20 protein-coding genes are annotated in these 21,668 nt (G+C 62.6%); 3 read left to right on the top strand and 17 right to left on the bottom strand.

The window, feature by feature from the left end:
• Positions 1-52: 52 nt before the first annotated feature.
• Genes FB481_RS02275 through ispF form a run of 5 tightly spaced genes read right to left on the bottom strand, consistent with a single transcriptional unit; the run spans position 53 to position 3,935 of the window.
• Positions 53-979, bottom strand: a complete 927-nt coding sequence (locus FB481_RS02275; protein WP_147174951.1) for a DUF368 domain-containing protein — start codon at positions 977-979, stop codon at positions 53-55.
• Positions 980-1,001: 22 nt separating this feature from the next.
• Entirely contained in the window at positions 1,002-1,637 is a 636-nt protein-coding gene (locus tag FB481_RS02270) for a protein-L-isoaspartate(D-aspartate) O-methyltransferase (protein ID WP_178109822.1), read from the bottom strand.
• A gap of 29 nt (positions 1,638-1,666) precedes the next feature.
• Positions 1,667-2,419 carry a 5'/3'-nucleotidase SurE gene (surE, locus tag FB481_RS02265; RefSeq protein WP_147174949.1) on the bottom strand — a complete coding sequence of 251 codons (753 nt, stop codon included), beginning with the start codon at positions 2,417-2,419 and terminating at the stop codon, positions 1,667-1,669.
• Complete coding sequence (gene truD / locus FB481_RS02260) at positions 2,407-3,465, bottom strand: tRNA pseudouridine(13) synthase TruD (protein ID WP_147174948.1); 1,059 nt, start codon at positions 3,463-3,465, stop codon at positions 2,407-2,409. Before truD ends, surE begins: the two co-directional genes overlap by 13 nt.
• The gene (gene ispF, locus FB481_RS02255) at positions 3,462-3,935 is read right to left on the bottom strand and encodes a 2-C-methyl-D-erythritol 2,4-cyclodiphosphate synthase (RefSeq protein ID WP_147174947.1); all 474 of its coding nucleotides are present in this window, start codon (positions 3,933-3,935) and stop codon (positions 3,462-3,464) included. Before ispF ends, truD begins: the two co-directional genes overlap by 4 nt.
• A 218-nt stretch (positions 3,936-4,153) precedes the next feature.
• On the opposite strand from ispF, the gene FB481_RS02250 reads away from it, so the two are divergent.
• Entirely contained in the window at positions 4,154-4,711 is a 558-nt protein-coding gene (locus FB481_RS02250) for a Dps family protein (protein WP_147174946.1), read from the top strand.
• Between the two features lie 177 nt (positions 4,712-4,888).
• Here the strand turns inward: FB481_RS02250 and fghA are convergent, their stop codons facing one another.
• Positions 4,889-5,734 (bottom strand): S-formylglutathione hydrolase, encoded by an 846-nt coding sequence (fghA, locus tag FB481_RS02245; protein WP_147174945.1) that lies wholly within the window; start codon positions 5,732-5,734, stop codon positions 4,889-4,891.
• Positions 5,735-5,793: 59 nt separating this feature from the next.
• A complete protein-coding gene (locus FB481_RS02240; RefSeq protein ID WP_147174944.1) occupies positions 5,794-6,906 on the bottom strand; it encodes an S-(hydroxymethyl)glutathione dehydrogenase/class III alcohol dehydrogenase in 1,113 nt (370 codons plus the stop codon).
• Positions 6,907-7,030: 124 nt separating this feature from the next.
• Between FB481_RS02240 and FB481_RS02235 the strand changes: the two genes are divergently transcribed.
• Both FB481_RS02235 and FB481_RS02230 read left to right on the top strand, forming a co-directional pair.
• Positions 7,031-7,918 (top strand): LysR substrate-binding domain-containing protein, encoded by an 888-nt coding sequence (locus FB481_RS02235; RefSeq protein ID WP_147174943.1) that lies wholly within the window; start codon positions 7,031-7,033, stop codon positions 7,916-7,918.
• Positions 7,919-8,047: 129 nt separating this feature from the next.
• Positions 8,048-8,371, top strand: coding sequence for an HPF/RaiA family ribosome-associated protein (locus FB481_RS02230; protein WP_093503850.1), 324 nt, complete (start codon positions 8,048-8,050; stop codon positions 8,369-8,371).
• Between the two features lie 15 nt (positions 8,372-8,386).
• On the opposite strand, the gene ispD is transcribed toward FB481_RS02230, so the two are convergent.
• From ispD to lpxB, 10 genes are all read right to left on the bottom strand, one after another.
• Positions 8,387-9,097: a 2-C-methyl-D-erythritol 4-phosphate cytidylyltransferase gene (gene ispD, locus FB481_RS02225; RefSeq protein WP_147174942.1), complete on the bottom strand. Its 711-nt coding sequence runs from the start codon at positions 9,095-9,097 to the stop codon at positions 8,387-8,389.
• Positions 9,094-9,372 (bottom strand): cell division protein FtsB, encoded by a 279-nt coding sequence (gene ftsB / locus FB481_RS02220; RefSeq protein WP_147175038.1) that lies wholly within the window; start codon positions 9,370-9,372, stop codon positions 9,094-9,096. The genes ispD and ftsB overlap by 4 nt, the downstream gene beginning before the upstream one ends.
• Positions 9,373-9,526: 154 nt before the next feature.
• Positions 9,527-10,816, bottom strand: a complete 1,290-nt coding sequence (gene eno, locus FB481_RS02215) for a phosphopyruvate hydratase (protein ID WP_147174941.1) — start codon at positions 10,814-10,816, stop codon at positions 9,527-9,529.
• Positions 10,817-10,957: 141 nt separating this feature from the next.
• Positions 10,958-11,803, bottom strand: a complete 846-nt coding sequence (gene kdsA, locus FB481_RS02210) for a 3-deoxy-8-phosphooctulonate synthase (RefSeq protein WP_147174940.1) — start codon at positions 11,801-11,803, stop codon at positions 10,958-10,960.
• 3 nt (positions 11,804-11,806) lie between these two features.
• Entirely contained in the window at positions 11,807-13,438 is a 1,632-nt protein-coding gene (locus tag FB481_RS02205; RefSeq protein ID WP_147174939.1) for a CTP synthase, read from the bottom strand.
• 292 nt (positions 13,439-13,730) lie between these two features.
• Positions 13,731-15,041: a tRNA lysidine(34) synthetase TilS gene (gene tilS / locus FB481_RS02200; protein ID WP_147174938.1), complete on the bottom strand. Its 1,311-nt coding sequence runs from the start codon at positions 15,039-15,041 to the stop codon at positions 13,731-13,733.
• Positions 15,042-15,117: 76 nt separating this feature from the next.
• Positions 15,118-16,068: an acetyl-CoA carboxylase carboxyltransferase subunit alpha gene (locus FB481_RS02195; protein WP_147174937.1), complete on the bottom strand. Its 951-nt coding sequence runs from the start codon at positions 16,066-16,068 to the stop codon at positions 15,118-15,120.
• Positions 16,069-16,309: 241 nt separating this feature from the next.
• Positions 16,310-19,849, bottom strand: coding sequence for a DNA polymerase III subunit alpha (gene dnaE / locus FB481_RS02190; RefSeq protein WP_147174936.1), 3,540 nt, complete (start codon positions 19,847-19,849; stop codon positions 16,310-16,312).
• A gap of 76 nt (positions 19,850-19,925) precedes the next feature.
• A complete protein-coding gene (gene rnhB, locus FB481_RS02185) occupies positions 19,926-20,534 on the bottom strand; it encodes a ribonuclease HII (protein ID WP_147174935.1) in 609 nt (202 codons plus the stop codon).
• Positions 20,534-21,667: a lipid-A-disaccharide synthase gene (gene lpxB / locus FB481_RS02180; protein ID WP_147174934.1), complete on the bottom strand. Its 1,134-nt coding sequence runs from the start codon at positions 21,665-21,667 to the stop codon at positions 20,534-20,536. The genes rnhB and lpxB overlap by 1 nt, the downstream gene beginning before the upstream one ends.
• Position 21,668 lies beyond the last annotated feature (1 nt).

Raw genomic sequence — 21,668 nt, 5'->3', positions numbered from 1 at the left:
CCCAATCTCCCTTGCAGACGGCCTCGAGCGACCGGTAACGAACGCGGCAACCTCATACCTCTTCAACCTGGCGGCGCGCCAGCCACTCGACGCCCAACACTAGGGCAATGGCGCACAGACTCAGCACGATGGCCAGCAGCAGTTGTGCATCCTCGCCGCTGATATCGGCGAACTGCCAGGGCAATAGATTGACCTGCTCAAGAGGAAACGATTCACCGTGCCGGTTGGTTTGCCACGTCAGCGTCTGTTTCCAGGGCCAGACCTTGACCAGCGAACCAAGCATCAGCCCTGCAAGAAAGGCCATGGTCAGGTCGCGCATATGAGCGAGCAGCCAGCTCAACACCTTCGAGAAGGTCAGCAGGCCAAGCACGCAGCCTGCGCAGAACACCGCGAGCACGGCCAGATCGAAATTCTTCACCGCCCCCAGCACCACCGGGTAAAGGCCCAGCAAGACCAGAATGAAGCTGCCCGAGATGCCCGGCAGAATCATCGCGCTGATGGCGATAGCGCCGGCGAAGAACAGCATCAGTGGATCGGCAGATAGCTGCATGGGCACCGCCAGGGTAATCCACAATGCGAATGCCAGGCCGACGGAAAAGCCGATCAACCGGTTACCGCGCCAGGCCTGCACCTCGCGCCCCACCAGGTAGACGGACACCAGTACCAGCCCGAAGAAGAAGGCCCACAGCGGCACCGGGTGTTCGTTCATCAGGTAGCTGATGGCCCGGGCCAGGGTAAAGATGCTGCTGAGAATGCCCAGCAGAACCACCAGCAGAAAGCTGGCGTTGCAAGCCCGCCAGGCCGCGCCGATGCGCCCGCGGGCGACCAGCATAAGCGCCTTGGGCATGGCGGCGAAGGACGCAAGAAGCTTATCGTATATACCGGTGATGAGGGCAACGGTGCCGCCGGAGAAACCAGGCACCACATCGACCGCGCCCATCGCCATTCCTTTGGTATACAGCAACAAGGTTTTCTTCATGCATCCTTCCGTTCGATTTGAATCAGGCCAAGGGGCCGTTAAGCAGGGGCACGAACCGTACTGCGTCGAGTACGTGCCGGGAGAAACCCTGTTCCTCGCGAATGATCAATAACAGTTGCTGAACGTCACCTGAACCGACGGGGATCACCAGGCGCCCCCCCGGAGCCAGCTGATCCAGCAGCGCCTGGGGCACTTCCGAGGCTGCTGCGGTCACGATGATGCCGTTATAAGGCGCCAAAGCCGGCCAGCCTTCCCAGCCGTCGCCCCAACGAAAGACCACATTGCGCAAGCTGAGTTTGATCAATCGTTCCTTCGCCCGTTCCTGCAGCCCCTGAATGCGCTCGACGGTGAACACCCGCTCGACCAGTTGCGCCAGGATCGCCGTCTGGTAGCCGGAGCCGGTGCCGATCTCCAGCACCTTGTCCAGCGGCCCGGCGGCGAGCAGCAGCTCGCTCATGCGCGCCACCATATAAGGCTGCGAGATGGTCTGGTTGTGGCCGATCGGCAGCGCCGTATCTTCATAGGCGCGATGGGCCAGGGCTTCATCGACGAACAGATGACGCGGCGTGCGCCTGATCACCTCGAGCACCCCGGCGTTGGACAGCCCTTCTTCATAGAGTCGCTGGATCAGGCGTTCGCGGGTGCGCTGCGAGGTCATGCCAATCCCGTGGCGGTCATGCTCCCGATTCATTTCATCAACCCCTCCAGCCAGGGTTTGAGGCGGTTGAGTCCATCCTGATAAGTGCGGTCCAGCTGAAGCGGCGTGACCGACACGTAGCCCTGCATGACGGCGTGGAAGTCGGTGCCCTCGGCGCCATCCTCGACATCCCCGGCAGCAGCGATCCAGTAGCCGGCCTTGCCACGCGGGTTGACGTCCCGAACAGGTGCGGCGGCGCGGGCACGGTGGCCCAGGCGGGTCAGCTGCACACCACGGATACTCTCGAGCGGCAGGTTCGGTACGTTGACGTTCAATACCGTACGCGGCGGCAGGTCGAGCTGCTCGTGAGCCTCGACCAGCTTGCGGGCGAAATGGGCGGCAGTGCCCAGATTCTCGGCCGACCGCGAAACCAGCGAAAAGGCGAATGCCGGCCGGGCCAGAAAACGGCCTTCGAGCGCGGCGCCGACGGTGCCGGAATACAGCACGTCGTCACCCAAATTGGCGCCCATGTTGATGCCCGAGACGACCAGATCTGGGACGTCGGGCAGCAGGCCGTTGATACCCAGGTGCACGCAGTCGGTGGGCGTGCCGTTGAGGCTGATGTAACCATTGGCCAGCGTGCACGGATGCAGCGGGCGATCCAGAGTCAGCGCGCTGCTGGCGCCGCTGCGGTCACCATCGGGAGCGATCACCGTGCAGTCGGAGTAATCAGCCAGCGCAGCATGCAACGCGGCGAGGCCCGGTGCGGCCACGCCGTCATCGTTAGAAATCAGAATACGCATGGGTTGTCCGTCTGCCCTGCCGGCAAAAGCTCGACGATTTCGCGCACCAGAGCGGTGGCAAAACATCCAGCCGGCAGGACGAATTCCAGTTGCAGAATGTCAGGCTCGGGATAATGCCACGTCAAACCGCTAATGGGGAGGCGCAGGATACGCCGTTCGTGCGCCATGTCCGCTTGTGCGAGCCACGCCGTCAGCTGTGGCTCGGCAGCAGCGACGCGCTGCTCGAGATCGAGCGTGGCGCCCAGGGCAGGCGAAGCGCCCTCGCCCCACAGCGGCCCGGTGGGATGCAGGTCCAGTTCAGCCAGACGAGGATCCCGGCATTCGGCCTCACCAGCGGCGAAAAAGCTGCGGCTGTCGGTGAATGCCAACAGGTCGCCGGGCAGCGCCTGGTTCCAGGTGCCGACCGCCACACGCTCGGCCAGTACGCGGTTGAACAGAAAGCTGCGCGCCGCCGACAACACCCGCGAGCGCACATTGCGCTTTTCCGGCAGCTCACCGCGCTGGGCGAAATGTCGGGCATGGGCGACGTTACCGCCTTCGAAACCGAAGCGCTGGGCGCCGTAGTAATTGGGAATACCCTGCTCGCGGATCGCCTGCAGGCGCTGCTCCAGCGCGGCCTGCTCGGCCTTGAGCTGGATCAGACGCAGGGTAAAGCCATTGGCCGCATGGGCGCCACGCTGCAGCTTGCGGCTGTGGCGCACCTGCTTGAGGATCGTCAGGGTATCGTCCTGGGCGGCGCTCAGATCAGGATCGTACTTGCCCGGCAGGTGCAGGCTGAACCATTGTCGGGTCAGCGCCTGCTTGTCCTTCAGGCCGGCGTAGCTGATCAGCCGGATCGGCACGCCCGCGGCGCGCGCCAGACGGCGTGCGGCATCTTCGGTATTCAGCCCGCGCTTTTCGACCCACAGCCACAGGTGCTCACCGGCGCCGGAGAGTTCGATGTCCAACACTTCGTCGACCTGAAAGTCCTCGGCCGTGGCCTTGAGGACGGCCTGACCGCAGGGTTCGCCATGGGCGCGCGGGCCGAGCAGTTCCTGTTCGGTCATGCGCTGACCAGCAGCGCGACGGCGTGTACGGCGATGCCTTCCTCACGGCCGACGAAACCGAGCTTCTCGGTGGTCGTGGCCTTGACGTTGACCTGATCGAGTTCGACCTGCAGGTCTTCGGCGATCAGCTTGCGCATGGTCTCGATATGCGGCGCCATCTTCGGCGCCTGAGCCTCGATGGTGGCGTCGACGTTGCCAACCTTCCAGCCCTTGGCGTGCACCATGCCGACCACGTGACGCAGCAGCACGCGGCTGTCGGCGCCCTTGAAGTTTGGGTCGGTATCCGGGAAGTGCTTGCCGATGTCGCCGAGCGCCACGGCGCCCAGCAGCGCATCGCTCAGGGCATGCAGCACCACGTCGCCATCGGAATGGGCAACCAGGCCGAACTTGTGGGGAATGCGCACCCCGCCCAGGGTGATGAAATCCCCGTCGCCGAACCGGTGCACGTCGTAACCATGGCCAATCCGCATGAGCCGCTGCCCTCGCAAAAAGGCCGATTCTACCCGAAAGCGCGGGGCGAGGCGGACTTGCACCGCAATCAGGCCAGGCGGCGAGGCCGTGATTTCGCCCGGCGATTACCGGCGAAACCTGCGCCGCGAAGTGAACGCGTCGAAAAACGTGGGAATGTTTTGCCAACTTGGGGAGTCGACAAGAGAGAGCAGAATTTCTAGCAACCATGGAGACCATCATGGCCGTAGCAAAGAAACCGGCAGTAGCCAAACCCAAGACCAAAGCTGCACCCAAGGCTGCACAATCTAAACCCCAGGGCGATGGCCTGAGCATCAACACCAGCGTTGATCGCGGTGCTCGCGAGAAGGTCGCCGAGGCGCTGACCAAGGCAGTGGCCGACAGCTACACCTTGTATGTGAAGACACTGGGTGTGCACTGGAACGTGCAAGGCGCCAACTTCTATGGCCTGCACAAGCTGACCGATGGGCAGTACAACGAACTGCATCAGGCCGCCGACGAAATTGCCGAACGCATCCGCGCCTTGGGCAAGCTGGTACCGACTGGCGGGGAAACCTTCCGCTCGCTGAGCGCAATCGACAACGAGGCGCCCCACGGCACCACGCCGCAAATGATCAAGCAACTGGTGCTGGACAACGAAACCGCTGCCCGACGCATGAGCGAGTTCGCGGAGCTGGCCGAAGAGGCTGGCGACCTGTTCAGCCACGACATGCTGGTAGCGCGCATCGGCGTGCACGAGCAGAACGCCTGGATGCTGCGTTCCAGCCTGGGAGAGTAATCGTCAGGCGTTAAAAAAGGGCGCTGCGGACTTGGTCTGCAGCGCCCTTTTTCCATTCTGTGCTTTCACTATCGTTTCGCGGGCATGGCCCGCTCCCACAATATGAGCGGAAACCTGTGGCAGCGGGCGGGCACGCCCAGTCATGCCAGCGAAGGTCTCTCCTACCGAAGCACTACTTCAGCCAGCCAACGCCTCCGCGTGATGACGCAGGTGATCTTCGATAAAGCTGGCGATGAAGTAATAGCTGTGGTCGTAACCTGGCTGCAGACGCAGCGTCAGCGGGTGATTCGCTACCTTCGCCGCTGCTTCCAGCGCATGGGGTTTCAGCTGGCCGTCGAGGAAATCATCGCGATCGCCCTGATCAACCAGAATCGGCAGTTTCTCCCCGGCCTCGGCGATCAGCAGGCTGGCATCCCACTCGCGCCAGCGCGAGCGGTCCTCACCCAGATAGTTGCTGAAAGCTTTCTCGCCCCACGGGCAATTGACCGGGTTGGCGATCGGCGAAAACGCCGATACCGACTGGTAACGACCCGGATTCTTCAGCGCACAGATCAGCGCACCGTGACCGCCCATGGAGTGACCGGCGATACCGCGTTTATCCGAAACCGGGAAGTTGGCCTCGATCAGCGCCGGCAACTCCTGCACGACATAGTCGTACATGCGGTAATGGCGTGCCCAAGGCTCCTGGGTGGCGTTGACGTAAAAGCCGGCACCAAGGCCGAAGTCATAAGCACCGTTGGCGTCATCCGGCACACCTTCGCCCCGCGGGCTGGTGTCCGGCGCGACGATGATCAACCCCAATTCGGCGGCCATGCGCTGGGCACCGGCCTTCTGCATGAAGTTCTCGTCGGTGCAGGTCAGGCCGCTCAGCCAGTACAGCACCGGCAACCTGACGCCCTGCTCGGCCTGGGGTGGTAGATAGACGGCGAAGACCATGTCGCAATTGAGGCTGGAGGAGCGGTGTTTGTAGCGCTTGTGCCAGCCGCCGAAGCTCTTGTTGCTGGATACGATTTCCAAGGTCATGGCAAATCCTCACGGGCGATGGGCAAGCCGTCCTGCGACGGCGCTGCCCACCCTACTGATCAGTAGTGGATGACGGTGCGGATGCTCTTGCCTTCATGCATCAGGTCGAAGGCGTCGTTGATCTTGTCCAGCCCCATGGTGTGGGTGATGAAGGTGTCCAGCGGAATCTCGCCGCTCTGCGACTTCTCGACGTAGCTTGGCAGTTCGGTACGACCTTTGACGCCACCGAAGGCGCTGCCGCGCCAGACGCGACCGGTCACCAGCTGGAACGGACGAGTGCTGATCTCCTGGCCAGCACCGGCCACGCCGATGATCACGCTCTCGCCCCAGCCCTTGTGCGAGCATTCCAGCGCAGCACGCATCAGTTGCACGTTGCCGACGCACTCGAAGCTGTAGTCCACACCGCCGTCGGTGAGCTCGACGATGACGTCCTGGATCGGCTTGTCGTAATCCTTCGGATTGACGAAATCAGTCGCACCCAGCTCCCGAGCCACGTCGAACTTGGCCGGGTTGATGTCGATGGCGATGATGCGCGAGGCCTTGGCCATCTTCGCGCCGATAATCGCCGCCAGGCCGATACCGCCCAGGCCGAAGATCGCCACGGTAGCGCCCTCTTCCACCTTGGCGGTGTTGAGCACGGCGCCGATGCCGGTGGTCACGCCACAACCGAGCAGGCAGACCTTTTCCAGCGGCGCTTCCTTGGGAATGACGGCCAGGGACACTTCCGGCAGTACTGTGTACTCGGAGAAGGTCGAGCAGCCCATGTAGTGATAGATCGGCTCGCCGTTGTAGCTGAAACGCGTGGTGCCGTCGGGCATCAGGCCCTTGCCCTGGGTGGCGCGCACCGAACTGCACAGGTTGGTCTTGCCGGACAGGCAGAATTTGCACTTGCGGCATTCGGCGGTGTACAGCGGGATCACGTGATCACCGACGGCCACCGAGGTCACGCCTTCGCCGATAGCCTCGACGATGCCGCCGCCTTCATGACCGAGGATCGACGGGAACACGCCTTCGGAGTCGGCGCCGGACAGGGTGTAGGCATCGGTATGGCACACGCCGGTGGCGACGATGCGCACCAGCACTTCGCCGGCCTTTGGCGGCTCGACATCCACTTCGACGATTTTCAGCGGCTCGTTGGGGGCAAAGGCTACAGCGGCGCGCGACTTGATCATGTTTCGGCTCTCCAGATGAATTGCGATGGCGACGAGTGTAGTAGAGCCATCGATTGAGATAATCAGGCAGAATGCAAAACATTATTGCTCTACAGGGATAATCGATAATGTCGCGAGTGATGCCGTGAGCCGCTGGGAAGGGCTGGACGAATTCGTTGCCGTCGCCGAATGCGGCCAGTTCACCGCAGCGGCAGAACGCTTGGGGCTTTCGTCTTCGCAGGTGAGCCGGCAGATAGCGCGCCTCGAAGAACGCCTGCATACCCGCCTGTTCTACCGCACCACACGCAAGGTGGCGCTGACCGAAGCCGGCCAGACCTTTCTGCAGCACTGCCAGCGCCTGCAGGACGCGCGCGAGGAGGCACTGAACGCCGTCGGCGACCTGGGCAGCGAGCCCAAGGGTCTGCTGCGCATGACCTGCGCGGTGGCCTACGGCGAGCGCTTCATCGTGCCGCTGGTGACCAGCTTCATGGCGCGCCACCCCAGGCTTTCCGTGGAAATCGAGCTGAGCAATCGCACCCTCGATCTGGTGCAGGACGGCTTCGACATCGCCATCCGCCTCGGCCGTCTGCAGGATTCACGCATGCTGGCCACCCGCCTGGCACCTCGGCGCATGTACCTGTGCGCATCGCCGGACTATTTGCAGCGCTACGGGCGCCCCCACAGCCTGTCGGAACTGGCCCGGCACAACTGCCTGATTGGCAGCAGCGATGTCTGGGCCTTTCAACTCGAAGGCCGTGAAGCTTCGCAGCGAATCAACGGAAACTGGCGCTGCAACAGCGGCCAGGCCGTTCTGGACGCAGCCCTGGCCGGGCTCGGCTTGTGTCAGTTGCCGGATTACTACGTGCTCGAGCATCTGCGCAGCGGCGCCCTGGTATCGCTGCTCGACAATCACCAACCACCCAACACCGCGGTGTGGGCGCTGTATCCCCAACAGCGTCATCTGTCGCCCAAGGTCAGGCAGTTGATCGACGCATTACGTTACGGTCTTGCCAAGCGCCCTGAATACGCCTGATGCCGGTGCCTGCAAGCCCAGCGCTCACAGAATGTCACAAGCGCCGGCGAACACCGCCGCCCGCACTCCGTCGGAATCCATGAGGCCCCTGCTCGGGGCGTTGCAAACCACCAGTATGAGGACAGGGTTATGCAAGTCATGGTCAACAGCGGAAAGCACGTCGATACCTCCATGGCCTTCAAGACTGACATTCGCAGTCGAGTGCGCAACAAACTTCAGCGCTACGAAGAACATCTCACACGGGTGGAAATCCACCTCTCGGACGAGAACGCCCTCAAGAGCGGCCCCCAGGACAAACGCTGCAAGGTCGAAGCGCGGATGAAGGGGCGTGACCCGATGTCGGTGTCTTTTGATGCCTGCGAATTGCAGCAGGCTATCGACGGCGCCATGAACAAGCTAACTTCGGTGCTGGAACGCAACATCGGCAAGAACGCCAAGAAGTGGATTCACTAAGCTCCAGACTGTGACTCAGTGGCGGCCTCGCCAGAGGCGCTCCAGATAGTGCAAGTCTTCCGGGCGGGTGACCTTGAGGTTGTCCGCCCGGCCTTCGATCAGCCGCGGCGCTTGCCCTGCCCATTCCATGGCCGAGGCCTCATCGGTGACCGCGACGTCCGACACCAAGGCTTCAGCCAGTGCCTGATGCAAGGCGCCGAGACGGAACATCTGCGGCGTGTAAGCCTGCCAGATTACCGAGCGATCAATGGTTTCGCGCACGCGGCCATCGCTACCCACGCGCTTGAGGGTATCGCGGGCCGGCACGGCGAGCAGCCCGCCGATGGCGTCGTCGGCCAATTCGGCCAGCAGCAGATCCAGATCGGACTGAGCCAGATTCGGCCGTGCGGCATCGTGCACCAGCACCCAGTCCTGTTCACCAGCACCCAGCTCGGCCAGACGCATCAGGGCGTTGAGTACCGAGTCGGCGCGTTCGGCCCCGCCGGCAGCGGTGTGGATTCGCGCATCATGGGCGCAATCGAGCGATGGCCAGAACGGATCGTCCTCGGCCAGGCTGACCACCACACCACGCAGGCAGGGGTGATCGAGAAAACAGTGGAGGGTGTGTTCGAGAATGCTCTTGCCGGCCAGCTGCAGATACTGCTTGGGCCTGTCGGCACGCATGCGGCTGCCGATGCCAGCGGCCGGAATTACCGCCCAGAACGGCGGCAGATCAGGTGTGTTCATTCAGCCAACTGATAGAGGGTTTCGCCGTCCTTGACCATACCCAGCTCGTGGCGGGCACGTTCTTCGACGGTTTCCATACCTTTCTTCAGCTCCATCACCTCGGCTTCGAGGATGCGGTTGCGTTCGAGCAAGCGCTCGTTCTCGCCCTGCTGATCGGCGATCTGCTGCTGCAGCTCACTCACTTGCGCCAGACTGCCCTCGCCCACCCACAGGCGATACTGCAGGCCTGCAAGCACAATGATCAGAACGGGAAAGAGCCAGTAAGGACTACGCATGGCAGGTGAGGCACTCGGGTAGGAAAGGGTCGCGGCGGCGGACATCCGTGGATTCTCCCTGCGTCATTGCTATCCGGCAAGGCTGCCAGTGAGCCTGGCGGTGCTCCAGGGAAGCCCGCGCGGCAGGAAATTGCCCCTGCCGCACGAACCTGACTCAGCCGCGGAACTCGCTGCGACCGCGGTACAGCGCCTTGGCGCCCAGCTGCTCTTCGATACGCAGCAACTGGTTGTACTTGGAGACGCGGTCGGAACGGCACAGCGAACCGGTCTTGATCTGACCAGCGGCAGTACCGACAGCCAGGTCGGCGATGGTGCTGTCTTCGGTTTCGCCCGAGCGATGCGAGATCACCGCGGTATAGCCGGCCGCCTTGGCCATCTGGATGGCTTCCAGGGTTTCGGTCAGCGAGCCGATCTGGTTGAACTTGATCAGGATCGAGTTACCGATGCCCTTGTCGATGCCTTCCTTGAGGATCTTGGTATTGGTCACGAACAGGTCGTCACCCACCAGCTGAACCTTGGCGCCGATCTTGTCGGTAAGGATCTTCCAGCCCGCCCAGTCGGACTCGTCCAGACCGTCTTCGATGGAGATGATCGGGAAGCGCTCAGTCAGCCCCTTGAGGTACTCGGCGAAACCTTCCGCATCGAACGACTTGCCTTCACCGGACAGGTTGTACTTGCCATCTTCATAGAACTCGGAAGCCGCGCAGTCCAGGGCCAGGGTCACGTCGCTGCCAAGCTCGTAGCCAGCGTTGGCAACGGCTTCGGCGATGGCGGACAAGGCGTCTTCGTTAGAGGTCAGGTTCGGTGCGAAGCCGCCTTCGTCACCTACCGCGGTGTTCAGGCCACGAGCCTTCAGCACAGCCTTGAGGTGATGGAAGATTTCGGTGCCCATGCGCAGGCCGTCGGAGAAGGTCTTGGCGCCTACCGGCTGCACCATAAACTCCTGGATGTCGACGTTGTTATCGGCGTGCTCGCCGCCGTTGATGATGTTCATCATCGGCACCGGCATGGAGTACTGGCCTGGGGTGCCGTTGAGGTTGGCGATGTGCGCGTACAGCGGCAGATCCTGATCCTGAGCGGCAGCCTTGGCAGCGGCCAGGGACACGGCGAGGATGGCGTTGGCGCCCAGCTTGGCTTTGTTCTCGGTGCCGTCCAGCTCGATCATGGTCTTGTCGAGGGCTTTCTGGTCGACCGGATCCTTACCCAGCAGCGCATCACGGATCGGGCCATTGATGTTGGCCACGGCCTTCAGCACGCCCTTACCCAGGTAACGGCTCTTGTCGCCATCACGCAGTTCCAGCGCTTCGCGCGAACCGGTGGAGGCACCGGACGGCGCACAGGCGCTGCCAACGATGCCGTTGTCGAGGATTACGTCCGCTTCCACGGTGGGGTTGCCACGGGAGTCGAGAACCTCACGACCCTTGATGTCGACGATCTTTGCCATTCTTGTAAGCTCTCCAGAAGTTGTCGAAAACGCACTGCTGCATTCGCTGATCGCGACCGGCCGCACGCGATGGCAGCCAGCCGGACATACAAACCCGGCCAAAAGGCCGGGCGGTGAAACAGACGAGACCGGGAAACGCCATCAGGCGGTTTCGATCGGATCCTGACTTTTGATCAGATCATCCAGCTGCTTGAGCTGCGCCAGGAACGGCTCTAGCTTGTCCAGACGCAATGCGCACGGGCCGTCGCACTTGGCGTTTTCCGGATCCGGATGCGCCTCGAGGAATAGACCTGCCAGGCCCTGACTCATGCCGGCCTTGGCCAGCTCGGTGACCTGGGCGCGACGCCCGCCGGCGGAATCCGCACGACCACCCGGCATCTGCAGGGCATGGGTAACATCGAAGAACACCGGGTATTCGAAGGCCTTCATGATGCCGAAGCCGAGCATGTCGACCACCAGGTTGTTGTACCCGAAGGACGAGCCGCGCTCGCAGAGGATCAACTGATCGTTCCCGGCTTCGACACACTTGGCGAGAATATGTTTCATCTCCTGGGGAGCCAGAAACTGCGCCTTCTTGATGTTGATCACCGCGCCGGTCTTGGCCATAGCGACGACCAGGTCGGTTTGCCGGGACAGGAAGGCCGGTAGCTGGATGATGTCGCAGACATCGGCCACCGGTTGCGCCTGGTAGGGTTCGTGAACGTCGGTGATCACCGGTACGCCGAAGGTCTTCTTCACTTCATCGAAGATCTTCATGCCCTCTTCCAGGCCAGGGCCACGGAAGGAAGTCACCGAGGAGCGGTTGGCCTTGTCGAAACTGGCCTTGAACACGTAGGGGATGCCGAGCTTGTCGGTAACCCGCACGTATTCCTCGCAGGCACGCATGGCCAGGTCACGGGACTCCAGCACATTGATGCCGCCGAACAGCACGAAGGGCTTGTCGTTGGCGATGTCGATCTTGCCGACACGAACGGTCTTCTGTGCCATGGGTCAGGCCTTCTTCGCTTGATGAGCGAGCGCTGCGTTGACGAAGCCGCTGAACAGCGGATGACCGTCACGGGGCGTGGAGGTGAACTCCGGGTGGAACTGGCAGGCCACGAACCACGGATGGTCGGCACTCTCCACCACTTCGACCAGGGCGCCGTCGCCAGAGCGACCGGTCACCTTGAGACCCGCGTCGATGAGCTGTGGCAGCAGGTTGTTGTTCACTTCGTAGCGATGTCGATGGCGCTCGACGATCACGTCCTTGCCGTAGCAGGCATGCACCTGCGAGTTCGGCAGCAGCTGGCAGTCCTGGGCACCCAGGCGCATGGTGCCACCCAGATCGGAGGCCTCGGTGCGTGACTCGGTGGTGCCGGTGGCGTCCTGCCATTCGGTGATCAGACCGACCACCGGGTGACCGCTGGCGATATCGAATTCGGTGGAGTTGGCATCGCTCCAGCCCAGCACATTACGGGCGAACTCGATGACCGCCACCTGCATACCGAGGCAGATACCAAGATAGGGAATCTTGTTCTCGCGCGCATATTTGACGGTGGTGATCTTGCCTTCCACGCCGCGCAAGCCGAAACCGCCCGGCACCAGAATGGCATCGACGCCCTGCAGCAGATCGGTGCCCTGGTTCTCGATGTCTTCGGAGTCGATGTAACGCAGGTTGACCTTGGTACGGTTCTGGATACCGGCATGGCTCATCGCTTCGATCAGCGACTTGTAGGCATCCAGCAGCTCCATGTACTTACCGACCATGGCGATGGTGACTTCCTTTTCCGGGTTCAGCTTGGCGTCCACCACGCGGTCCCACTCGGAAAGGTCGGCACCGCGGCAATCCAGGCCGAAACGCTCGACGACGAAGTCGTCCAGGCCCTGGGCATGCAGCACACCCGGGATCTTGTAGATGGTGTCGACGTCTTCCAGGCTTATCACCGCGCGCTCTTCGACGTTGGTGAACAGGGCGATCTTGCGGCGCGACGATACATCGATCGGGTGATCCGAGCGGCACACCAGTACGTCGGGTTGCAGGCCGATGGAGCGCAGTTCCTTGACAGAATGCTGAGTCGGCTTGGTCTTGGTTTCGCCGGCGGTGGCGATGTATGGCACCAGAGTCAGGTGCATCAGCATGGCGCGCTTGGCGCCCACTTCCACGCGCAGCTGGCGGATCGCCTCTAGGAACGGCTGGGATTCGATGTCACCGACCGTACCGCCGATCTCGACCATGGCCACGTCGGCGTCTCCAGCACCCTTGATGATGCGGCGCTTGATCTCGTCGGTGATGTGCGGAATGACCTGGATGGTCGCGCCCAGGTAATCACCACGGCGCTCCTTGCGCAGTACGTCTTCGTACACGCGGCCGGTGGTGAAGTTGTTGCTCTTGGTCATGGTGGTGCGGATGAAACGCTCGTAGTGCCCCAGGTCGAGGTCGGTCTCGGCGCCATCGTGGGTGACGAACACCTCACCATGCTGGAACGGGCTCATGGTGCCCGGATCGACGTTGATGTACGGATCCAGTTTGAGCATCGTGACCTTCAGGCCCCGCGCCTCCAGGATTGCCGCCAAGGATGCCGAGGCGATGCCTTTCCCCAATGAAGAAACAACACCACCCGTGACGAAAATGAAGCGCGTCATGAAAAACCCTAAGAAGTCAGCAGTGGCGGTCGTGCCGCCGGGGAGCAGAGAAGGCCTTGGTTCACCTTAGCAAACATGGCGAACCATGCCGGCAAATAGCAAACATCCACCGCTTCCGGAAGAAGCAGCGAATACCTGAATAGAGACGGGAGCGTAGTCTACCGGAAAGGTCCTGAGGGGGGAAGAACAGCAAGCTGGTACGGCGTGAAAACGGCTACCGGTGTAACTTCCGAGCCGGGGATAACTTTCAACAAATCAGCGAGTTAGCGCCGAGCAAAAACTACGGCCGGCGTTACCACGCCCCAACAGGCCTCACCACCGATGAGAATTGCCAGCGCAGTTCTGCGCCAGAAGGATCCAGCCGCAAATTGGCCACCGCGACAACCTGGCCATCACGCCTCAACAGCGGCAGCCGCGGACGGATGAACTCGGGCACGCCAGCTTCCTGGAGCAACTTCTTCAGATCACGCCGGCCACGCCCTGGAAGGTCGAGCACCTCCCCGCCCTGCCGATAAGCGATGCTCAGTCGCCCATCGGGAACTGGCCCGGCAAAGGCAACGATGCCGTTGCCGGGCAGCTCGAGCGGGCGTTCACCGTTAGGCCAAGGTTGCTCCTGGCTCACCCATGGCGCGCCCCATGCTTCGCCAAGCCACAGCAGCTGATCGCCATGGCGGCGCAGCTCGCCGCTTTCCAGCCGCCACACGGGCGACGCATCGGCGACAGCATCACGCAGATCCGCCCAGCCCTGCCAATGCCGGCTGTCCGGCATACGGGTTTCATTGTCCAGCCAGTGCCTGAGCAGGTTGCGCTGCCGCGCCTCGGTGAGCTGGCGCAGCGCCGACAGATCCAGACAGGGAGTACCCAACCAGGAAATCTCCAGCTGCCCGCGACAGCGTTCAAGATCGATTTCCGCCAGATCCCGCAGCAACCCGTGAGCCTCAGCCTGATGCGCCGCGGCGCGGGCCAGTACCGCCGGTGCACCGGGCCAATAAGCGGCCAGCTTAGGCAGGATGTCTCGACGCAGAAAGTTGCGGGCAAAACCGCTGTCGTCGTTCGAGGGGTCTTCCACCCACTGCAGCCCATGACGAGCGGCGTAGGCTTCCAGCGTCTTGCGAGGCACCTCCAGCAGCGGTCTGACCGCATGCCCCGCACCCAATGAACGACTCTGCGCCATCGCCGCCAGCCCGCGCACACCGGCGCCACGCAGCAGCCGATAAAGCAGGGTTTCCGCCTGGTCATCCTGATGCTGGGCCAGCAAAAGCACTTCGTCCGCTTTCAGCAAATCGGAAAATGCTGAATAGCGCGCCTCGCGTGCCGCGCGCTCCAGGCTCGCTCCGGGCGCAACCTGTACAGGCGCGATATTTAGAGAAACACCAAGTTCATCGCAAAAGCGCTGACAGTGCGCAGGCCACTGATCAGCAACCGCCTGCAACCCGTGATGAACGTGAACGGCGCAAATCGGCGGCAACTCATGCTGTCGGGCCGCCGTGGCGAGCAGATGCAACAGAACGGAAGAATCGAGCCCGCCGGAAAACGCTACTCGCCAGGCAGGCGCATGACGCCAGGCCGCAAGGCGTGCAAGCACCGCAGATTCGAGAGACATTGGACAGATCAGTGGAGCAACCCCGCAAGCATGGCGGCCATCGGGGCGATTGGCCTGCTTGCGGGGTGAAGCGGCATCAGGCGATACCGTAGCTCATCAGGCGCTCGTAGCGACGGGCCAGCAGCGCGTCGGTGTCGAGCTTGCGAAGGTCCTCGAGCTGAGCGGCCAGCGTCTGACGGATCGATTCGGCGGCAGCGGCCGGATCACGGTGTGCACCACCCAGCGGCTCAGCAATCACCTTGTCGACGATACCCAGACCTTTCAGGCGCTCGGCCGTGATGCCCATGGCTTCGGCGGCGTCCGGCGCCTTCTCGGCGGTCTTCCACAGAATCGAGGCGCAGCCTTCCGGCGAGATCACCGCGTAGGTCGAATACTCGAGCATGTTGAGGTTGTCGCACACGCCAATGGCCAGTGCACCGCCTGAACCACCCTCACCAATCACGGTGGAGATGATCGGCGTTTTCAGGCGCGCCATGACACGCAGGTTCCAGGCGATCGCCTCGCTCTGGCCACGCTCCTCGGCATCGATACCCGGGTAGGCGCCCGGGGTATCGATGAAGGTCAGGATCGGCATCTTGAAGCGCTCGGCCATTTCCATCAGGCGACAGGCCTTGCGGTAACCTTCCGGGCGGGGCATGCCGAAGTTGCGACGCACCTTCTCACGTACCTCACGCCCCTTCTGATGGCCGATGACCATCGCCGGCTGGCCATTCAAACGGGCAACGCCACCAACGATGGCGGCGTCGTCGGAGAAATGGCGGTCGCCATGCAGCTCGTCGAATTCGGTGAAGATGTGCTGCAGGTAGTCCAGGGTATACGGACGCTGCGGGTGGCGCGCGAGGCGAGCGATCTGCCAGCTGGTCAGATTGCTGAAGATGCTCTCGGTGAGCGTGCTGCTCTTGTCCTGCAGGCGGGCGATTTCGTCGCCGATGTTCAGGGAGTTGTCGTTACCGACCAGACGAAGCTCTTCGATCTTGGCTTGCAGGTCGGCAATCGGCTGTTCGAAATCGAGATAATTCGGGTTCATAGGCATCCGTCATGCGTCGACGGCCAAAAGGGCCGGGGAGCGTGTATCTAATTGGCGCCTACCTTATAGGAACAGGCGCCTTCAGGTCGACACCTGCAGTGCACTTCCGGCGAAAATGCCGGCAAATGCGCCAGGCATTCGCACGGCGGCAAATCATAAGATTTGCGCACACCAGGGGCAAACATGCAGTGTCAGGGCTGAAAAGACGTGGCCTGAGCCCTACCTTTTCAGCGCCGCCATATCAGCGGTATTGCAGGAAGACGTTGTCTCGCCCGAACTGGTCACGTAACGCTTGAATCAAGCTGTCGGCCGGGTCGATTCGCCACTCTTCGCCAAACTGCAGCAGGGCTTTGGCATCGGCACCGGTGTAATCCAGGGTGATCGGACAAGCCCCGCGATGGCGTTGGCAAAGCTCACCCAGCCAGCGCAGCCGGTCGCCCCTGAGCGCCGCGGCCTGCACCTTGACCCGCAGGCTTTCGGCCAGCCCGGTGCGCGCTTCTTCCAGGCTCATCACCCGCTTGGCACGCAGGCGCATGCCGCCGGAGAAATCGTCGTTACTGACCTCGCCTTCCACCACCACCAAGGCATCGCTCTGCAGCAGTGCCTGGTTGCTGGCGAAGGCATCGGCGAACAGCGAGGCCTCGATGCGCCCGGAACGGTCGTCCAGGGTGATGAAGCCCATCTTGTCGCCTTTCTTGTTCTTCATCACCCGCAGGTTGACGATCAGGCCGGCGATGGTCTGGGTGTCGCGAGCCGGCTTGAGGTCGACGATGCGCTGGCGGGCGAACCGCCGCACTTCGCTTTCGTATTCGTCGATCGGGTGGCCGGTCAGGTACAGGCCCAGGGTGTCTTTTTCACCCTTCAGACGCTCCTTGAGCGACAGCTCGCGGGCCTTGCGGTGGTTGGCGTAGACATCCGCCTCGGGGCTGGCGAACACACCACCGAACAGGTCCATATGGCCGCTGTCGTGGCTACGTGCGGTCTGCTCGGCAGCCTGCACCGCCTCTTCCATCGCTGCGAGCAGCACGGCGCGATTACGGTCGATGTTGGCCTGGTAGGCCTTGATCTCGTCATGGAAGTGCGGGCCCAGGCGATCCAGCGCGCCGCTGCGAATCAGCGCTTCCATGGTTCGTTTGTTGATGCGTTTGAGGTCGACGCGCGAGCAGAAGTCGAACAGGTCCTTGAACGGGCCGTCCTGACGCGCTTCGACGATGGCTTCCACCGGACCTTCGCCCACGCCCTTGACTGCACCGAGGCCATAGAGGATGCGCTGGGTCTGGTTCGCGTCGTGGCTGACGGTGAACTTGAACTCCGAAGCGTTCACATCCGGTGGATCGATGCGCAGCTTCATGCTGCGGCATTCCTCGATGAGGATCACCACCTTGTCGGTGTTGTGCATATCCGCCGACAGCACCGCGGCCATGAATGGCGCCGGGTAATGCGCCTTTAGCCAGGCGGTTTGGTAGGACACCAAGCCGTAAGCGGCGGAGTGGGATTTGTTGAAGCCGTAACCTGCGAACTTTTCCACCAGATCGAAGATGTTGCCCGCCAGATCGGCATCGATGCCGTTGTTGGCACAACCTTCGATGAAGCCGCCACGCTGCTTGGCCATTTCCTCGGGCTTCTTCTTGCCCATGGCGCGGCGCAACATGTCCGCCTGGCCCAGGGTATAACCGCCCATTACCTGGGCGATCTGCATGACCTGTTCCTGATAGAGGATGATCCCGTACGTCGGCTTGAGCACCGGTTCCAGGCCCGCGTACTGGTAATCAGGGTGCGGGTAGGATAGCTCGGCGCGGCCGTGCTTACGGTTGATGAAGTCGTCCACCATGCCGGACTGCAGCGGGCCGGGGCGGAACAGCGCCACCAATGCGATCATGTCTTCCAGGCAGTCGGGCTTGAGCTTCTTGATCAGCTCCTTCATGCCGCGCGATTCGAGCTGGAAGACTGCCGTGGTTTCGGCTTTCTGCAGCATCTGGTAAGTCGGCTTGTCATCGAGCGGAATGAAGTCGATGTTGACCAGATCCTCTTCGGCCACCCCGGCGGCGCGCTGGTCACGGTGAATGGTTTCCAGTGCCCACTTGATAATGGTAAGGGTGCGTAGGCCGAGGAAGTCGAACTTCACCAGACCGGCCTGCTCGACGTCGTCCTTGTCGAACTGGGTCACCAGGCCGGCGCCCTCCTCGTCACAGGCGATCGGCGCGAAATCGGTCAGCTTGGTCGGCGCGATCACCACGCCCCCGGCGTGCTTGCCGGTACCACGCACGATGCCTTCGAGCTTGAGGGACATGTCCCAGATCTCAGCAGCCTCCTCGTCGACCTTGAGGAAGTCGCGCAGCGGCTCTTCCATTTCAAAGGCCTTTTCCAGCGTCATGCCGACTTCGAAGGGGATCATCTTCGACAGACGATCCGCCAAGCCGTAGGACTTGCCCTGTACCCGCGCCACGTCGCGCACTACCGCCTTGGCCGCCATGGAGCCGAAGGTGATGATCTGGCTCACCGCATTACGCCCGTACTTCTCGGCCACGTAATCGATGACCCGGTCACGACCGTCCATGCAGAAGTCGACGTCGAAGTCGGGCATGGAGACCCGCTCGGGGTTGAGGAAGCGCTCGAACAGCAGGTCGTAGGCCAGCGGATCGAGGTCGGTGATCTTCTGCACGTAGGCCACCAGCGAACCGGCACCTGAACCACGGCCCGGCCCCACTGGCACGCCGTTGCTCTTGGCCCACTGGATGAAGTCCATAACGATCAGGAAGTAACCGGGGAAGCCCATCTGGATGATGATATCCAGCTCGAAATTCAGCCGGTCGATGTACACCTGCTTCTTGGCGTCGTAATCCGGCGTGTCCTTGGGCAACAGGACCTCGAGGCGCTCCTCGAGGCCGTCGAACGAAACCTTGCGGAAATACTCGTCGATGGTCATGCCTTCCGGTACCGGGAAATCCGGCAGGAAGTATTTGCCCAGTTGCACGTCGATGTTGCAGCGCTTGGCGATCTCGACGGTGTTCTGCAGCGCGTCCGGCAGGTCGCTGAACAGCTCGGCCATTTCCTCTGGCGATTTCAGGTACTGCTGGTCGGAGTAGATCCGCGGGCGGCGCGGGTCGTCGAGGATGCGGCCTTCGCCGATGCACACGCGGGTCTCGTGGGCTTCGAAATCGCTCTGCTTGAGAAAGCGCACGTCGTTGGTGGCCACCAGCGGCGCGCCGGTCTTGTCGGCCAGGGCAACGGCGGCGTGCACGTGCTCTTCGTCGTTGACGCGACTGGTGCGCTGCACTTCGAGGTAAAAGCGCTCGGGGAACACCGCCAGCCACTCCTGCAGCAGCGCTTCGGCCTTGGCCAGCTCGCCATCGAGCAGCGCATGGCCGATCTCGCCCTCCTTGGCGCCGGACAGGGCGATCAGCCCTTCGCTGGCTTCCTTGACCCAGTCGCGCTGGATGATCACCAGGTCATTGCTCTGCCCCTCGCTCCAACCGCGCGAGATCAGTTCGGTCAGGTTGCGATAGCCCTTGGGGTTCATCGCCAAGAGAGTGATACGCGTCAGCGGGCCATCTTCGTAGGCGCTGGCCAGCCAGATGTCGGCACCGCAGATCGGCTTGATGCCGGCGCCCATGGCCGCTTTGTAGAACTTCACCAGCGAGCACATGTTGCTCATGTCGGTGACCGCCACGGCGGGCATGCCGCCGCCAGCCACGGCCTTGACCAGTGGCTTGACGCGAACCAGGCCATCGACAAGGGAGTATTCGGTGTGCAGGCGAAGATGAACGAAGGAAACAGCCATGAAGAAGCCCTGCAGGAAAAGCGACAAAACGCGGATTGTACCGTAACTGGAAGGATCGACAGCGGCCTGAGTACGCTCAGTTGCCGCTCGCGGCTTCCAGCAGGCGACGTACCGGCGCGAAGGAGCGCCGGTGGATGGGAGTCGGGCCCAGACGGGTGAGGGCCTCGAGATGAACGAGCGTCGGGTAGCCCTTGTGCAGCGCGATGCCGTAACCCGGGTAGAGTGCATCCAGCTCGCGCATTTCGCGATCGCGACTAACCTTGGCGAGGATCGAGGCCGCAGCGATGGCCGGCACTTGGGCATCGCCGCCGACCACCGGCGCACTGGGCACCGAGAGTTTCGGACAGCGGTTACCGTCGATCAGCGCCAGCTTCGGCGTTACACTCAGGCCCTCGACCGCGCGCTGCATGGCCAGCATGGTGGCATGCAGAATATTCAGGCGATCGATCTCTTCTACTTCCGCGCGGGCGATGCACCAGGCCAACGCCTTTTCACGGATCTCGTCGAACAGCTTTTCACGCCGCGCTTCGGTCAGCTTCTTGGAGTCGTTGAGCCCGAGAATCGGCCGTGCCGGGTCGAGGATCACCGCAGCGGTTACCACCGCACCACACAGCGGGCCACGGCCGACCTCGTCGACGCCAGCGACCAACTCCTCGACGGTAGCGAAATCCAGGCCCAGCTGCATCAGCCACGCCCCAGCAGACCGAGCACGGCAGCCGCGGCACGCTGGGAAGCGTCACGGCGCAGGGTGCGGTGAATGGCATCGAAACCTTCAGTCTGCACTTCACCGTCGACCAGCAGCGGTGAAACGGTCTGGGCCAGCGCTTCGGGCGTGGCGGCATCCTGAATCAGCTCGGGCACCAGCAGGCGCTGGGCGAGCAGATTGGGCAGCGAGATGTACGGACTCTTCACCAGCCGCTTGAGAATGCGGAAGGTCATCGGCGCGACGCGGTAAGCCACCACCATCGGCCGCTTGTAGAGCAGCGCTTCGAGCGTAGCGGTTCCAGAGGCGATCAACACTGCATCGCAGGCTGCCAGGGCGTCGTGTGAGCGGCCGTCGAGCAAGTGCAGCGGCAGATCACGGCCGATCAGCATCTGCTCCAGCTGCTGGCGACGTTCGGCGCTGGCACAGGGCAACACGAAACGCACGCCCGGACGCAGCGCACGCAGGCGCTCGGCGGCATCGAGAAACAGACTACCCAGGCGCGCAACCTCGCCACCGCGGCTGCCGGGCAGCAACGCGATGACCGGTACGTCAAGAGGCAAGCCCAGCAGTTCACGGGCGGCGGCGCGATCAGCCTGTAGCGGAATCGCATCAGCCAGCGGATGGCCGACGAAGCAGACCGGCACCTGGTGCGCCTCGTAGAACTGCGCCTCGAAGGGAAACAGGGTCAGCATCAGGTCGCAGGCATCGCGAATCTTCAACACGCGTTTCTGCCGCCACGCCCACACGGAGGGGCTGACGTAGTGCACGGTGCGAATGCCGGCCTGCCGCAATTTGAGCTCGACACCCAAGGTGAAATCCGGCGCATCGATGCCAATAAATACGTCGGGCTTACGCTCGATCAGGCTGGCGATCAGGCGGCGGCGGCGCGACAGCAATTCAGGCAGTCGGCCCAACACCTCGACCAGCCCCATGACCGCCAGGCGTTCCATCGGAAAATCACTGACCAGCCCCTCAGCCTGCATGCGCGGTCCGCCAACACCGATGAACTCGACGTTCGGGTGCTGCGCCTTGAGCGCTTGCATGAGGCCGGAACCGAGAATGTCGCCCGATGCCTCGCCGGCGACCAGCGCGACACGCAATACCTCAGCCATG

The sequence above is a fragment of the Pseudomonas sp. AG1028 genome, from assembly GCF_007993955.1.
Lineage (GTDB): Bacteria > Pseudomonadota > Gammaproteobacteria > Pseudomonadales > Pseudomonadaceae > Aquipseudomonas > Aquipseudomonas straminea.
Note: the sequence above shows the minus strand (reverse complement) of the source record. Positions and strands in the feature narration are given on the sequence as shown.